The 14,534-nt window shown below is 61.7% G+C and carries 13 protein-coding genes; 11 read left to right on the top strand and 2 right to left on the bottom strand.

The features are described 5' to 3' along the window. Positions 1 to 10 precede the first annotated feature (10 nt). Positions 11 to 283 (bottom strand): DUF1652 domain-containing protein, encoded by a 273-nt coding sequence (locus tag K5K89_RS16380; protein WP_058425948.1) that lies wholly within the window; start codon positions 281 to 283, stop codon positions 11 to 13. A 257-nt stretch (positions 284 to 540) separates the two neighbouring features. On the opposite strand from K5K89_RS16380, the gene K5K89_RS16375 reads away from it, so the two are divergent. The 4 genes from K5K89_RS16375 to K5K89_RS16360 are packed head-to-tail and all read left to right on the top strand — an operon-like array spanning position 541 to position 4,314. Beyond that, complete coding sequence (locus tag K5K89_RS16375) at positions 541 to 1,350, top strand: helix-turn-helix transcriptional regulator (RefSeq protein WP_222539801.1); 810 nt, start codon at positions 541 to 543, stop codon at positions 1,348 to 1,350. A 49-nt stretch (positions 1,351 to 1,399) separates the two neighbouring features. Next, positions 1,400 to 2,806: an NAD(P)/FAD-dependent oxidoreductase gene (locus K5K89_RS16370; RefSeq protein ID WP_222539800.1), complete on the top strand. Its 1,407-nt coding sequence runs from the start codon at positions 1,400 to 1,402 to the stop codon at positions 2,804 to 2,806. Positions 2,807 to 2,832: 26 nt separating this feature from the next. Then, the gene (locus tag K5K89_RS16365) at positions 2,833 to 3,174 is read left to right on the top strand and encodes a cupin domain-containing protein (RefSeq protein ID WP_222539799.1); all 342 of its coding nucleotides are present in this window, start codon (positions 2,833 to 2,835) and stop codon (positions 3,172 to 3,174) included. A 60-nt stretch (positions 3,175 to 3,234) separates the two neighbouring features. Next, positions 3,235 to 4,314 (top strand): polyamine ABC transporter substrate-binding protein, encoded by a 1,080-nt coding sequence (locus K5K89_RS16360; protein ID WP_222539798.1) that lies wholly within the window; start codon positions 3,235 to 3,237, stop codon positions 4,312 to 4,314. Positions 4,315 to 4,345: 31 nt separating this feature from the next. On the opposite strand, the gene K5K89_RS16355 is transcribed toward K5K89_RS16360, so the two are convergent. Further along, positions 4,346 to 5,131: a helix-turn-helix transcriptional regulator gene (locus K5K89_RS16355; RefSeq protein ID WP_222539797.1), complete on the bottom strand. Its 786-nt coding sequence runs from the start codon at positions 5,129 to 5,131 to the stop codon at positions 4,346 to 4,348. Positions 5,132 to 5,332: 201 nt separating this feature from the next. Between K5K89_RS16355 and K5K89_RS16350 the strand changes: the two genes are divergently transcribed. The 7 genes from K5K89_RS16350 to K5K89_RS16320 all read left to right on the top strand — a co-directional run bounded on the left by K5K89_RS16350 (position 5,333) and on the right by K5K89_RS16320 (position 14,530). Continuing rightward, positions 5,333 to 6,697 (top strand): APC family permease, encoded by a 1,365-nt coding sequence (locus K5K89_RS16350; protein ID WP_222539796.1) that lies wholly within the window; start codon positions 5,333 to 5,335, stop codon positions 6,695 to 6,697. A gap of 9 nt (positions 6,698 to 6,706) precedes the next feature. Further along, positions 6,707 to 7,813 carry a P1 family peptidase gene (locus K5K89_RS16345; RefSeq protein ID WP_222539795.1) on the top strand — a complete coding sequence of 369 codons (1,107 nt, stop codon included), beginning with the start codon at positions 6,707 to 6,709 and terminating at the stop codon, positions 7,811 to 7,813. A 363-nt stretch (positions 7,814 to 8,176) separates the two neighbouring features. Then, entirely contained in the window at positions 8,177 to 9,610 is a 1,434-nt protein-coding gene (locus K5K89_RS16340; RefSeq protein WP_071488361.1) for a serralysin family metalloprotease, read from the top strand. Positions 9,611 to 9,653: 43 nt separating this feature from the next. Continuing rightward, positions 9,654 to 10,028: a protease inhibitor Inh/omp19 family protein gene (locus tag K5K89_RS16335; RefSeq protein ID WP_092243428.1), complete on the top strand. Its 375-nt coding sequence runs from the start codon at positions 9,654 to 9,656 to the stop codon at positions 10,026 to 10,028. A gap of 103 nt (positions 10,029 to 10,131) precedes the next feature. After that, a complete protein-coding gene (locus K5K89_RS16330) occupies positions 10,132 to 11,883 on the top strand; it encodes a type I secretion system permease/ATPase (protein WP_071488359.1) in 1,752 nt (583 codons plus the stop codon). Beyond that, positions 11,880 to 13,193, top strand: coding sequence for an HlyD family type I secretion periplasmic adaptor subunit (locus K5K89_RS16325; protein ID WP_071488358.1), 1,314 nt, complete (start codon positions 11,880 to 11,882; stop codon positions 13,191 to 13,193). The genes K5K89_RS16330 and K5K89_RS16325 overlap by 4 nt, the downstream gene beginning before the upstream one ends. A 2-nt stretch (positions 13,194 to 13,195) precedes the next feature. Further along, on the top strand, positions 13,196 to 14,530 hold the full coding sequence (locus K5K89_RS16320) for a TolC family outer membrane protein (RefSeq protein WP_222539794.1): 1,335 nt from the start codon (positions 13,196 to 13,198) through the stop codon (positions 14,528 to 14,530). Positions 14,531 to 14,534: the final 4 nt, after the last annotated feature.

The following is a 14,534-nucleotide window of genomic DNA, read 5'->3' as shown; positions in this document are numbered from 1 at the left end:
AGGATCGAGTTCAGGCCCGCAGGGACTGCGGCGGCACAAACGACTCCAACTCATCCTCCACCGCCTCGATGATCCGCTCCACATCGGCGGCATTCATCACCGTGGCGCAAGGGATGCCGGCGATGGCGATCAACGTCTCGCCGCTGGCCCGGTCGAACAGGCGGGCAATCATGCTGCCGGGCGCGTCCATGCTGCCCTCGAAGCCCATCGGATGGAAATGCCAGCGCATCAGTTGGCAGGCGTTGGGGAACGTCACTTTGTTCATGTTGCCCACCTTGTTCATTGAGCGCTTCCTTTAGCTCGCGGCAGGGGGCCACGACCTTCACTGGTCGTGGCGTTGTAGAGCTTAAAAATAGCATTCGTTCGTCACCGCAAGGTGACTTTTTCGGCCCCGTTCGGCGGTTGTTTTCCATAAGGTTGATGTGGGTCATGTCCTACTTGTGATTGGGCAATAGGCCATTAGTCAGAAGTACCAATTGGCCATTGAAGCACCCGCAGAAATTCGGCAATCTCCAGGGTTTACCCGCCGCAGAGCCTTCCATGCCCGACATCGCTGCAGACGATGAATGCCATCAATCCCGCGCCACACGCGAACTGGTGTTGCGCCACCACCTTTGCTGGCGCCACCGGGACCTGGAAGGCGTGATGTCCTACTACCACCCGGAAATCCAATACCACGACTTTTTCCAGAACCGTGTCGTCGGTTTCGCCGGCTTGCGCGATTACCTGCAAGCCAGCATGCCCCGTCAGGCTGACGAAGCGATCGAGCACAGCGACCGTATCCGCGCCGACGGCGATACCGCGTTCATCCAGTACCGCATCACCTTGCGGGGCAGCCAGGGCCTGGTGTCGTTCCGCACCAGCGAAGCCATAACGGTGCGCGACGGGTTGATCTGGCGGGTCAACGAATATGCTTCGCTGGTGCATGAACAGCCGGCCCAGGCCGCACGGCCCTCTGTCAGCCGCCTGGGCCTGTCGCCCCAGCAATTGGGGCACATGGCCAATGACCTGCAGCAGTATTTCGAACGCAAACAACCCTACCTGGACCCCGAGCTGGACCTGCAGCGAGTAGCCAAGGAGTGCGGCTACAGCCGCAATCAGATTTCCTACCTGTTGAACCAGGTGTTGGGACAAAGCTTCTACCGTTACGTCAACCAGGCAAGGCTTCAGCATTTACTGGCCGCGCTGGACCAGGCCGCACCGCCGATAAAGGTCGATGACCTGGCGTTTGCTGCCGGTTTCAACTCGCTGTCGGCGTTCTACAGTGCGTTCCGCCAGCATACGGGCCAGTCGCCCAAGGCCTACGTCAAACAAATTTCTGTGCGTGCACGCGCGCAAGACAACCCATGACACGGCGCTCTAGGATCGACCCTATCAAAACGAGGTAGGGGAACCTGGCATGCCGGCATGGCGCACTATCAGCTTATGGATGGACCAGTTGGACGACCCGCTGCAAGCGCGGCCGACGCTGGAGCATGACCTGGACGTCAACGTGGCCATTATCGGCGCCGGTTACACCGGGCTGTGGACGGCGTACTACCTGAAGCGCCAGGCCCCCGAGCTGAAAATCGCCATTATCGAAGCGCAAACCGCCGGTTTCGGCGCCTCCGGTCGCAATGGCGGCTGGCTGATGGGCAATCTGCTGGGCGAAGATCGCTTGCTCGCCGGCCTGAATCCCGAGCAACGCCGTGCGTCGTTTGACCTGTTGCACGCCATTCCCGACGAAGTGGCCCAAGTGCTGGCACGTGAAGGCATCGACTGCGACTACCGAAAGGGCGGCGTGCTGTACTGCGCCGCGCGTTACCCCGAGCAGGAAGGCAGCCTGCGCCGCTACCTGGAAAAACTCTACGCCCAGGGCCTGACCGAAGCCGACTACCGCTGGCTCGGCCCGCAGCAGTTGGCCGAACAGATCCGCATCGCCAAACCCTACGGCGGCATTTACGCCCCCCACGTCGCGACCATCAACCCTGCCAAGCTGGTGCGCGGCCTGGCGCGGGTGGTCGAGAGCATGGGCGTGACAATCTACGAAAACAGCCCGGTCACCCACTGGCAGTCCGGCAGCCTGCGCACCGCAAAGGCCAGCGTGCGTGCCGCCTGGGTGGTGCCGGCGGTGGAAGGCTATGCCACCACCTTGCCGCCGCTGGGTCGCTACCAGCTGCCGGTGCAAAGCCTGATCGTCGCCACCGAGCCATTGCCGGCCAGTACCTGGGATGAAATCGGCCTGAGCCATGGTCAGGCTTTTAGCGAAAGCAGTCGCCAGGTCACCTATGGCCAGCGTACAGCGGACAACCGCCTGGTGTTCGGTGCGCGCGGCGGTTATCAGTTTGCCGGGAAGCTGCGCCATGACTTCGATTTGACCGACAGCGAAGTCGAGCTGCGTCGCTACCTGTTTGGTGAACTGTTCCCACAGCTCAAGAACGTGAGGATCAGCCATTCCTGGGGCGGCAACCTGGGCATGTCGCGCAATTTCCGCCCGCACATGCTCTGCGACCACAAGACCGGCATCGCGCTGTCCGGCGGTTACGGCGGGGAGGGCGTTGGCGCGACCAACCTGGGCGGCCGCACCCTGGCCGACCTGATCCTGGGGCGCGACACCCCATTAACCCATCAACCCTGGGTCATCCGCGAACGCGGCCTCGAGGCACTCAAGCCCTGGGAGCCCGAGCCCTGCCGCTGGCTGGGCTACAACGCGATCATTCGCAGTTTTGTCCATGAAGACCAGGTACTGGCCAACCCCAATACCACGCCTTGGCGTCGCAAGCTGGCGACGAGCGTGGCTGGGTTCATGGAAGGTTTCATGCACTAAGTCACTTCATCCACACGGGAAAGCCCATGAGCATCACTCAATTCAAAGACACGCTGAACGCCTCCCTGCCGGACTCATCGCCCGTCGCCGTGCCCCTGGGCGAACCCATTGCCGTTGCGTCGACACTGAGCGTGGAGCGCGACGACGGTGTCGAGACCGGCATCTGGGAGTGCACCCCCGGGCGCTGGCGTCGACAGATCACATCCCAGGAGTTCTGCCACTTTATCCAGGGCCGCTGCACCTTCACCCCGGACAACGGTGAAGTCGTTCATATACAAGCCGGTGATGCACTGATGTTGCCGGCCAACAGCACCGGCATCTGGGATATCCAGGAGACCGTGCGCAAGACCTATGTATTGATCCTGTAACGCTTTGATCCTTGATCGCCTGCCATAAAAACAGCCCTAAAACCGCCAGGAAATCGAACCATGAAAGCCATTGCCCTGTTGCCCTTGATGTTGGTGGCCTCTATCAGCCAGGCCGCCGAGACGGTGAAAATCTACAACTGGTCGGACTACATTGCGCCGGACACCACCAAGAACTTCCAGAAAGAAACCGGTATCGGTTTCACCTATGACGTGTACGACAGCAATGAAACCCTCGACGGCAAGTTGATGACCGGTAAATCCGGCTACGACGTGGTGTTCCCGTCCAACCATTTCATGGCGCGGCAAATCCAGGGCGGCGCTTTGAAGAAACTCGACAAGAGCCAGTTGCCCAACTGGAAAAACCTCAACCCGGTGCTGCTCAAGGCCCTGGAAAACAACGACCCGGGCAATGCCCATGGTTTCCCGTACCTGTGGGGCAGCACCGGCATCGGCTACAACATCGACAAGGTCAAGGCCGTACTGGGCGACAATGCGCCGGTGGATTCCTGGGACTTGATCTTCAAGCCGGAAAACATGGCCAAGCTGCAGAAGTGCGGGGTGGCGATCCTCGACAACGGCCCGGAACTGCTGCCGGCCGCGCTCAACTACCTGGGCTTGCCGCACCACAGCAAGAAACCCGAGGACTACAAGAAGGCTGAAGACCTGCTGATGAAAGTGCGGCCTTACGTGGCGTACTTCCACTCCTCGAAATACACCGCCGACCTGGCCAATGGCGACATCTGCGTGGCCGTCGGCTTCTCCGGCGACATCCTGCAAGCCGAAAGCCGCGCCAAGGAAGCCAAGAACGGCGTGAACATCGGCTACAACATCCCCAAGGAAGGCGCCGCCATCTGGTTCGACATGGTCGCGATGCCCGCCGACGCGCCGGATGAAAAAGCTGGTTATGCGTTCATGAACTACCTGCTACGCCCGGAAGTAATGGCCGGCATCACCAACTACGTGCATTACGCCAATGGCAACCAGGCCGCCGACAGCCTGGTGGACCCGGCGATCAAGGCGGATACCAAGGTGTATCCAAGCCCGGTAATGATGGGCAAGTTGTTCGCGTTGGAAGCGATGCCGCTGAATATCGACCGGGTGCGTACACGGGTGTGGAACACCATTCGCACGGGTCGCTGAAGGGCGGGGCGGTGAGCGGCCCACGCACAGCTCAGGGATTTTCCAGATCATGCCCCAACGACTGGATAAACAACGAAAACAGCTCCGGCTGTGACGAGATATCCAGCTTGGCGTACAAATGCCGACGGTGCACCTTCACCGTGTCCGGCGAGATGTTCAGGCGCTCGGCCATGGCCTTGGACGAGAACCCGCGCAGCACCAGGCGGGCGATTTCCAGTTCGCGGTCCGAGAGCACCCCGCAGCCGAACTGACTCAGCGCATCCCGGATCTGGCTGTCCATCGCCGGGGCGCGCTGGGTGCTTTGCTGCCAATGCTGTTGCATCAGCGGCAACACCCAGGCCGCTACGGTGGTCATCAACCCGGTTTCCTCAAAGCTGAAGCGCCGCTGCATGCCCAACGACAGCGATAACGTCCCGGCGCCCTGCAGTTGCAGGATGAATTGCACCTCGTCTTCCAGCACGTTGTCGTGGAAGTAGTTGAGGAAGTACTCACTCTGGCGAAAATGATCCGGCGCCACTTCCTCCAGGCGGTACACCCCGCTGGCATACCCCTCGCGACAGGCCTGGAAGAACGGGTCGAGCAAATACAAGCCATTGAGGTACGCCAGCATCGACGCTGGTTTGCTGCTGGGCTGGGCGTCGTATTCTTCCAGGGCCAGTGGCGGGCCCTCCAAGGGGTAGAAGATCGCCAGGGCGTTATCGAAGGGCAGGCACTGGTGCAGCAACAGCACCAACTGCTTCCAGAAACGCTCAGTGCCGATGTGCGCAACGGTGCGGCCCAGACCGGCGTGCATCCCCACCTCGCGAAACAGGCTCATGTGACAGGCTCCCGCCGGCAAAAAGATCGGCCAAGGGTTCGGCTTTTGCCGGGTGGCGTCAAGGGGAGTACGCCAATAGGGGAATTGGCCGACATGCCCTCACGTATTAACGTCCGCATCATTCAGCGGGAAACATATCCCGTGACTTATCAGATTTTTCGTTTCTGCCTCATACCAAGAACAACGACAGAGGATAACGATATGAGCACTTCCCCCACGCCCGAAGGCGTGCTGAAACCCACCTTGAGTGTGTTCGATGTGGTCGCCATTACCGTATCAGCGGTGACGCCGGCCAGTTCCGTGTTTGTGATCGCACCGTTTGCCATCCAGCAGGCCGGCAGCGGGGTGTTCCTGGCGTTTGTGATGGCCGGTCTGCTCGCGCTGATGTTTGCCTTTTGCTACGCCGAACTGGGCCGTGCCCACAACAGCGCCGGTGGCGAGTATGTGTACGCCAAGCGTGTGTTCGGCGGCATGGCGGGTTATGCGACGTTCCTGACCGTGCTGGTGATGTTGCTGTTTATTCCTCCGGTACTGGCTACGGGCGCGGCAACTTACCTGAATAACGCCCTGGGCACGAAGTTTGATTCGCAGACTGTGGCCCTGGTGATCGTGGTGTGCAGCTACGCCCTGGGCATCCTCAATATCAAGCTCAATGCCTGGATCACCGGCACCTGCCTGTTGCTGGAAGTCGCAGCGCTGCTGGTGATCGTGGTGATCGGCTTTGGCAACCCGGTGCAACCGGCCAGCGTGCTGTTCCAGCCGCAGATCGTCGAAAACGGCGTGTTGCACCTGGCGCCCTGGGCCCTGGTGATCGGTGCCGTGGGCATCGGCCTGTTTTCCTACAATGGCTACGGGCCGGCGGTGTTGCTCGCCGAAGACATGAAATGCGGCGGCAAAGGCGTGCACAAGGCGGTGCTGTGGTCCCTGGGCCTGGTGGTGGTCATCGAATTGGTGCCAATCACCGCCCTATTGATCGGCGCGCCGTCCCTCAGCGAGATGATCAGCAGCCCTGACCCCATCGGCTACCTGCTGACCAGCCACGGCAATGAAACCCTGTCACGCCTGGTCAGTGCCGGGATCTTCCTGTCGGTGTTCAATGCGATCGTCGCCATCGTGATCCAGATCGGCCGCGTGGTGTTCAGCAGCGGGCGCGATGCGCTGTGGACGCCGGGCATCAACAAACTGTTCACACGCATTCACCCGCGCTGGGATTCGCCGTGGTTGGCGACGCTGTTCCTGGCGATCCCTTCGGCGCTGCTGAGTTTCAGCTCCAACCTGGCCGACCTGACCTCGTTCAGCGTATTGCTGATCATGCTGGTGTACCTGGTGGTGGCGTTGAGCGCGTTGATGAGCCGCGTGCTGCTGCGTGACCGCGAGCATCCCTACCGCATGCCGCTGTGGCCGCTGCCGGCGTTGGTGGCAGTGCTGGGCGCGGGCTATCTGTTAATGACCTTGATCGTGGCGGCCTCGATCCGCGACGTCATGATCATCCTCGGCCTGCTGGCCCTGTCGGTGATCCTGTATTGCATCAGTGGCCGGTTGAGTCCGGTCTTCCAGAAATTGTAAGGAGTGGTTATGCGCGCACGTCAATTGGGCATCACGTTAGGGCTGGGCACGCCCGGTGAGTGGAACGCCATCACCGATGTGCCGGGGGTGCGGGTCGGGCACAGCACGCTCAAGACCCGCATCGATGGCAAGCAGGTGCGCACCGGCGTCAGTGTGATCCAGCCGCGCGCGGGAGAAGCACGCCTGCAACCGTGCTTTGCCGGGTACCACGTGCTCAATGGCAATGGTGACGCCACCGGTCTCGAGTGGGTCAGCGAAGCGGGGCTGTTGACCACGCCGCTGGCGATCACCAACACCCACAGCATCGGCATCGTGCGCGACAGCCTGATTGCCCTGGAGCGCGAGCGCCTGGCCGATCCGGCAGTGTATTGGTGCATGCCGGTGGTGATGGAAACCTATGACGGCCTGCTCAACGACATCTGGGGCCAGCACGTGGGGCCCGAGCATGTGCGTGAAGCGGTGGACAACGCCGAAACCGGCCCGGTACAGGAGGGCGCGGTCGGCGGAGGTACCGGGATGATCTGCCACGAGTTCAAGGGCGGCATCGGCACATCCTCGCGGTGCCTGCCGGCGGAGCAGGGCGGCTGGACCGTCGGCGTGCTGGTGCAGGCCAACCATGGCAAGCGCCAGGAACTGCGGGTGGATGGCTACCCGGTGGGGCGCAGCCTGACGGACATTGCGTCGCCGTTCGCCGAGCAAGGCACGCCGGGCATGGGTTCGATTGTGGTGATCATCGCCACAGACGCGCCGTTGCTGCCGCACCAATGCCAGCGCCTGGCACAACGTGCATCCATCGGCATCGCCCGCACCGGCGGCGGCACCGAGGACTCCAGCGGCGATCTGTTCCTGGCATTTGCCACGGGTAACCAGGACTTGCCACCGGCCGATTACGGGCGCAAGGGCCTGCCGTTCAGCAGTGCATTGCAGATGGTCAACAATGACCATATTTCGCCGCTGTTCAGCGCGGCGGCGGAGGCCGTGGAGGAGGCAATCGTCAATGCGATGCTGGCCGGGGAGGACATGCTCACCGATCAAGGCGTGCGCGTGCCGGGCCTGGACGCCGACACGCTGTTGGCGGCATTGCACAACACCGGCTGGAGTGTGTCCCGGAAATAGGGGGCACACTTACTGATGACTGTAAGTAGTGGCTGTTTAATGTTGCCAATGGCACCGTGGCAATATATTGGATCCATTAATAGCGAATGCCACTCAACTTGAGCGGCATTAGTGCTATTTAATATTTAAATACCGGCGCGGTGTTTTTTGTCGGACAACATCGGTACTGCCCAATAAACATGGAGCGGAACTTACCTGGGGTGTTTGCCTGCCGATTTTTAGTGCTGGAAAAGATGTAGACGAAAGATTTCAAGTTGTGTCAGTTTTCTTACGCCTTCAAAAGAGGCGAGTGATAGGACGATCTCGCCCGCGGGGTTCCTATCGATCAAAGACTGATGCACTTGCAAACAAGGAAGTACGTTTATGTCAAAAGTAAAAGACAAGGCTATCGTGTCGGCGGCGCAAGCCAGCACCGCTTACTCGCAAATCGATAGCTTCAGCCATTTGTACGACCGTGGCGGCAACCTCACGATCAATGGCAAACCCTCCTATTCCGTTGACCAGGCGGCCACCCAGCTGCTGCGCGACGGCGCCGCGTACCGGGACTTTGACGGCAACGGCAAGATCGACCTGACCTACACCTTCCTGACCTCGGCCTCCTCGAGCACCATGAACAAACATGGCATCGCGGGCTTCAGCCAGTTCAATGCCCAGCAGAAAGCACAGGCCGTACTGGCCATGCAATCCTGGGCGGACGTGGCCAACGTCACCTTCACCGAGAAAGCCACCGGCGGTGACGGCCACATGACCTTCGGCAACTACAGCAGCGGCCAGGACGGCGCGGCCGCCTTCGCCTACCTGCCCGGCACCGGCGCAGGCTACGACGGCACCTCGTGGTACCTGACCAACAACAGCTACACGCCGAACAAGACCCCGGACCTGAACAACTACGGCCGGCAGACCCTCACTCACGAAATCGGCCATACCCTGGGTCTGGCCCACCCTGGCGACTACAACGCCGGGAACGGCAACCCGACCTACAACGACGCGACCTATGGACAGGACACGCGCGGCTACAGCTTGATGAGCTACTGGAGCGAGAGCAACACCAACCAGAACTTCAGCAAGGGTGGGGTCGAGGCTTACGCGTCCGCTCCGCTGATCGACGACATCGCGGCGATCCAGAAGCTCTACGGCGCCAACTACAACACCCGTGCCGGCGACACCACCTACGGCTTCAACTCCAACACCGGGCGTGACTTCTACAGCGCCACCTCCAATGCCGACAAGCTGGTGTTCTCGGTGTGGGATGGCGGTGGCAACGACACCCTGGACTTCTCCGGCTTCACCCAGAACCAGAAGATCAACCTCAATGAAGCGTCGTTCTCCGACGTGGGCGGCCTGGTGGGCAACGTGTCCATCGCCAAGGGCGTGACCGTCGAGAACGCTTTCGGCGGTGCCGGCAACGATTTGATCATCGGCAATAACGCGGCCAATGTGATCAAGGGCGGGGCCGGCAACGACCTCATCTACGGTGGCGGCGGGGCGGACCAATTGTGGGGCGGCGCGGGCAACGACACCTTTGTGTTCGGTGCCAGCTCCGATTCCAGGCCGGGCGCGGCGGACAAGATCTTTGACTTTACCTCCGGTTCCGACAAGATCGACCTGTCCGGCATCACCAAGGGCGCAGGCCTGACCTTCGTCAATGCCTTTACCGGGCATGCCGGCGATGCAGTCCTCACCTACGCCGCAGGTACCAACCTGGGCACCCTGGCTGTGGACTTCTCCGGGCACGGCGTGGCGGACTTCCTCGTCACCACCGTCGGCCAGGCTGCGGTCAGCGACATCGTAGCGTGATGCACGGGCGCGGCGCTTCGGCGCCGCGCCTTACGGATGGAGCATGAAGATGCGGCGTATGTTTAATGTGATCGCCTGCGTGTTGCAGGTGATGTTCGTGTCGGCAGGAGCCCACGCAATGGCGAGCAGTCTCGTATTACCTACCTCCGCCCAGTTGGCCGGGCATTGGCAGTTGCACCAGCAGGATCAGGTCTGCGCGCTGGACCTGCTGGAACAGGCCAATGCCTTGGGCGGCGATGTGGCGTGTGTCGCAAACTGGTTGGGCGACAAGCCTCTGACCTGGACGCCAACACCCGACGGTATCTGGCTGATGAACGCCGAAGGCAGTGGTATTACTCACCTCAACCGACAGAAAGAAGGTGAATATAAAGGCCGCACACCGACGGGTCTTGAAGTTGTACTGCAACGCGCACCTTAGTTGCCGTTATAAGTAAATAACTTGATTTCATTAGTTGACCGCTTCGTTCGCCGGGGCTGGGGAAACTATTGCGCGTAATTTGGTTCAAGGAAGATCAGACACCATGGCAAAATCCCATGCCGCCGCGCCGTTATTCAAGGCGCTGGGTGAGTACAAGAGTATTTTGATCAGCATTGGCTGTTTCACGGCGTTGATCAACCTGCTGATGCTGGTGCCGTCGATTTATATGCTGCAAGTGTATGACCGCGTGCTGTCCTCCCAGAATGAAACCACCCTGGTGATGCTGACGCTGATGGTCGTGGGCTTCTTTGCGTTTATTGGCCTGCTGGAGGTGATCCGCAGTTTTATCGTGATCCGCATCGGCAGCCAACTGGAGCGGCGTTTCAACTTGCGCGTGTACAAGGCTGCATTCGAACGCAACCTGCAACGCGGCCAGGGGCACGCCGGGCAGTCCCTGGGGGATTTGACCCATATTCGCCAATTCATCACCGGGCCGGCGCTGTTCGCGTTTTTTGATGCGCCGTGGTTTCCCATCTACCTGTTTGTGATTTTCCTGTTCAACGTGTGGCTTGGCGTGTTGGCCACGGCCGGCGCCGTGCTGCTGATCGGCCTGGCGTGCCTGAATGAATACCTGACCAAAAAGCCCTTGGGCGAGGCCAGTGGTTACTCCCAGCAATCCACGCAACTGGCCACCAGCCACCTGCACAATGCCGAGACCATCCAGGCCATGGGCATGCTCGGCGCACTGCGCAGCCGTTGGTTCGCGTTGCATTCGCAGTTTCTTGGCTTGCAGAACAAGGCCAGTGATACCGGCTCGGTGATCACCTCCCTGAGCAAATCCCTGCGCCTGTGCCTGCAATCGCTGGTGCTCGGCCTGGGGGCGTTGCTGGTGATCAAGGGCGATATGACCGCCGGGATGATGATCGCCGGCTCCATCCTGATGGGCCGGGTGCTCAGCCCCATCGACCAGTTGATCGCGGTGTGGAAGCAATGGAGTTCGGCCAAGCTGGCCTATCAGCGCCTGGATGACTTGCTGCGCGAGTTCCCCCCGGAGGTCGAGCAGATGAAGCTGCCGGCGCCCAAGGGCCAGGTCAGCTTCGAACAGGTCAGCGCCGGCCCGCCCGGGCGGCGTATGGCGACCTTGCACCAGGTCAGCTTCAATCTGGGCGCCGGCGAAGTGCTCGGTGTGCTCGGGGCGTCGGGCTCCGGCAAATCCACCCTGGCCCGTGTGCTGGTGGGCGTATGGCCGACACTGGCTGGCACCGTGCGCCTGGATGGCGCCGACATCCATCGCTGGGACCGCGACGACCTGGGCCCGCACATCGGCTACCTGCCCCAGGACATCGAGTTGTTCAGCGGCAGCATCGCCGACAACATCGCACGCTTTCGCGAGGCCGACCCCGAGCAGGTGGTGCGTGCCGCACAGCAGGCCGGTGTACATGAACTGATCCTGCGTTTGCCCCAGGGCTACGACACCGTGCTGGGCGACAACGGCGGCGGCCTGTCCGGCGGCCAGAAGCAACGGGTGGCCCTGGCCCGCGCCCTGTACGGCGGGCCGCGCCTGATCGTGCTGGATGAGCCCAACTCCAACCTCGACACCGTGGGCGAAGCCGCCCTGGCCAGCGCCATCGTGCAGATGAAAGCCCAGGGCAGCAGCGTGGTGCTGGTGACCCATCGTTCGTCGGCGCTGGCCCAGGCCGACAAGTTGCTGGTGCTCAGCGACGGTCATTTGCAAGCGTTCGGGCCGAGCCAGGAGGTGCTTCGCGCATTGTCCGGCCAGCAGGAAACGCCCAGGGAGAAAACGGGCGTGAGTTTCAGTCGTCAGTACCAGGCCGCAAGGAATCCAGGCGCATGAGCAGCATCACAGTTGAACCACGCTTCAAAGAGCACGACGCCAGGTTTTTTACGCGCATGGGATGGTTGCTGACCGTGGTCGGCGCCGGCGGGTTTTTCCTGTGGGCCAGCCTGGCACCACTGGACCAGGGCATCCCGGTACAGGGCACGGTGGTGGTGTCGGGCAAGCGCAAGGCCGTGCAAACCCTCAGCCCGGGCGTCGTCAGCCGGATCCTGGTGAAGGAGGGCGAGCTTGTAAAACAAGGCCAGCCGTTGTTCCGCCTTGACCAGACCCAGCACCAGGCCGACGTGCAATCCCTGCAAGCCCAGTACCGCATGGCCTGGGCCAGCGTGGCGCGCTGGCAGAGCGAGCGCGACAACCTCGCCAGCATCCGCTTTCCCGTCGAACTCAGTGCCGATCCCGACCCCGCCCTGGCGTTGGTGCTGGAAGGCCAGCGCCAGTTGTTCAGCAGTCGCCGCGAAGCTTTTGCCCGCGAGCAGGCCGGCATCCGCGCCAATATCGAGGGCGCCACCGCACAGCTGGGCGGTATGCGCCGTGCGCGCACTGACCTGACCGCCCAGGCCCAGTCCCTGCGCGATCAACTGAGCAACCTGCAACCCCTGGCCGACAACGGCTACATCCCGCGCAACCGCTTGATGGAGTACCAGCGGCAGTTGTCCCAGGTGCAACAGGACCTGGCGCAAAACACCGGCGAAAGTGGCCGTGTGGAGCAGGGCATTCTCGAGTCGCGCCTCAAGCTGCAACAACACAGTGAGGAATATCAAAAAGAGGTACGCAGCCAGTTGGCCGATGCGCAACTGCGCAGCCTGACCCTGGAGCAGCAACTCACCTCGGCCGGGTTCGACCTGCAGCACAGCGAAATCAACGCCCCGGCGGATGGCATTGCGGTCAATCTCAGCGTGCACACCGAGGGCGCCGTGGTCCGCGCCGGCGAAACCCTGCTGGAAATCGTGCCCCAGGGCACGCGCCTGGAAGTGGAAGGGCACCTGCCGGTACACCTGGTGGACAAGGTCGGCACGCACCTGCCGGTGGACATCCTCTTCACCGCCTTCAACCAGAGCCGCACGCCCCGGGTGCCGGGGGAGGTCAGCCTGATTTCCGCGGACCAGATGCTCGATGAAAAGACCGGTGCGCCTTACTACGTGCTGCGCACCACGGTCAGCGAAGCGGCCTTGGAAAAACTCCATGGGCTGGTGATCAAGCCGGGCATGCCCGCCGAGATGTTCGTGCGCACCGGCGAGCGCTCGTTGCTCAATTACCTGTTCAAGCCGCTGCTCGACCGTGCCGGCTCGGCGCTGACCGAGGAATGAGCATGAAACCCGTGTTTATTACCTTGCTGTTGACCTGCGCCAGTGCCCAGGCGGCCATGGGCCCGTTCGATGTGTACGAGCAGGCCCTGCGTAACGATCCGGTGTTTCTCGGTGCGATCAAGGAGCGCGACGCCGGCCTGGAAAACCGCACCATCGGCCGCGCCGGGCTACTGCCCAGGCTGTCGTACAACTACAACAAGGGCCGTAACAACTCCCAGGCCACCTTGCCAGACGGGCGCGGTGGCAATTATCACGACGACCGTAACTACAACAGCTACGGCTCCACCTTCAGCCTGCAACAGCCGCTGTTCGACTATGAGGCCTACGCCAACTACCGCAAGGGCGTGGCCCAGGCGCTGTTTGCCGATGAAAGCTTTCGTGACAAGAGCCAGGCGTTGCTGGTGCGGGTGCTGACCTACTACACCCAGGCCTTGTTCGCCCAGGACCAGATCGACATCGCCCGCGCCAAGAAGAAGGCCTTCGAGCAACAGTTCCAGCAGAACCGGCACTTGTTCCAACAGGGCGAGGGCACTCGCACGGACATTCTGGAAGCCGAATCGCGCTACGAGCTGGCCACCGCCGAAGAGATCCAGGCGCTGGATGAACAGGACGCGTCCTTGCGCGAGCTGGGCGCCTTGATCGGCGTACAGAGCGTCGACATCCACGACCTGGCGCCACTGAACCAGGGTTTTGCCGCGTTCACCCTGACCCCGGCCAACTACGACACCTGGCATGAGCTGGCGATCAGCAACAACCCCACGCTGGCCTCCCAGCGCCAGGCCCTGGAAGTGGCGCGTTATGAAGTGGAGCGCAACCGTGCCGGGCATCTGCCCAAGGTCACGGCGTATGCCAGTTCGCGCCAGCAGGAATCCGACAGCGGTAACACTTACAACCAGCGCTACGACACCAACACCATTGGTGTCGAAGTCAGCCTGCCGCTGTATGCCGGTGGTGGCGTCTCGGCCTCCACCCGCCAGGCCAGCCGCGCCATGGAGCAGGCCGAGTACGAGCTTGAGGGCAAGACCCGGGAAACCCTGATCGAACTGCGCCGGCAGTTCAGCGCCTGCCTGTCGGGGGTGAGCAAATTGCGCGCGTATCAGAAAGCCCTGGTATCAGCCGAAGCGCTGGTGGTGTCGACCAAGCAAAGCATCCTCGGCGGCGAGCGGGTCAACCTCGACGCCTTGAACGCCGAGCAGCAGCTCTACAGCACGCGGCGCGACCTGGCCCAGGCGCGGTATGACTACCTGATGGCCTGGACCAAGTTGCACTACTACGCGGGCAACCTGCGCGATACCGATCTGGCCAAAGTGGATGAAGCGTTCGGCCCGATGAAATAAGCCG

The organism is Pseudomonas sp. DR208 (genome assembly GCF_019823005.1).
In the GTDB taxonomy this organism is placed as follows: domain Bacteria; phylum Pseudomonadota; class Gammaproteobacteria; order Pseudomonadales; family Pseudomonadaceae; genus Aquipseudomonas; species Aquipseudomonas extremorientalis.
Note: the sequence above shows the minus strand (reverse complement) of the source record. Positions and strands in the feature narration are given on the sequence as shown.

Bases quoted from the DNA above. Each gene is read 5' to 3' on its own strand.
- K5K89_RS16380 (WP_058425948.1), bottom strand. From the start codon at position 283: ATGAACAAGGTGGGCAACATGAACAAAGTGACGTTCCCCAACGCCTGC.
- K5K89_RS16375 (WP_222539801.1), top strand. From the start codon at position 541: ATGCCCGACATCGCTGCAGACGATGAATGCCATCAATCCCGCGCCACA.
- K5K89_RS16370 (WP_222539800.1), top strand. From the start codon at position 1,400: ATGCCGGCATGGCGCACTATCAGCTTATGGATGGACCAGTTGGACGAC.
- K5K89_RS16365 (WP_222539799.1), top strand. From the start codon at position 2,833: ATGAGCATCACTCAATTCAAAGACACGCTGAACGCCTCCCTGCCGGAC.
- K5K89_RS16360 (WP_222539798.1), top strand. From the start codon at position 3,235: ATGAAAGCCATTGCCCTGTTGCCCTTGATGTTGGTGGCCTCTATCAGC.
- K5K89_RS16355 (WP_222539797.1), bottom strand. From the start codon at position 5,131: ATGAGCCTGTTTCGCGAGGTGGGGATGCACGCCGGTCTGGGCCGCACC.
- K5K89_RS16350 (WP_222539796.1), top strand. From the start codon at position 5,333: ATGAGCACTTCCCCCACGCCCGAAGGCGTGCTGAAACCCACCTTGAGT.
- K5K89_RS16345 (WP_222539795.1), top strand. From the start codon at position 6,707: ATGCGCGCACGTCAATTGGGCATCACGTTAGGGCTGGGCACGCCCGGT.
- K5K89_RS16340 (WP_071488361.1), top strand. From the start codon at position 8,177: ATGTCAAAAGTAAAAGACAAGGCTATCGTGTCGGCGGCGCAAGCCAGC.
- K5K89_RS16335 (WP_092243428.1), top strand. From the start codon at position 9,654: ATGAAGATGCGGCGTATGTTTAATGTGATCGCCTGCGTGTTGCAGGTG.
- K5K89_RS16330 (WP_071488359.1), top strand. From the start codon at position 10,132: ATGGCAAAATCCCATGCCGCCGCGCCGTTATTCAAGGCGCTGGGTGAG.
- K5K89_RS16325 (WP_071488358.1), top strand. From the start codon at position 11,880: ATGAGCAGCATCACAGTTGAACCACGCTTCAAAGAGCACGACGCCAGG.
- K5K89_RS16320 (WP_222539794.1), top strand. From the start codon at position 13,196: ATGAAACCCGTGTTTATTACCTTGCTGTTGACCTGCGCCAGTGCCCAG.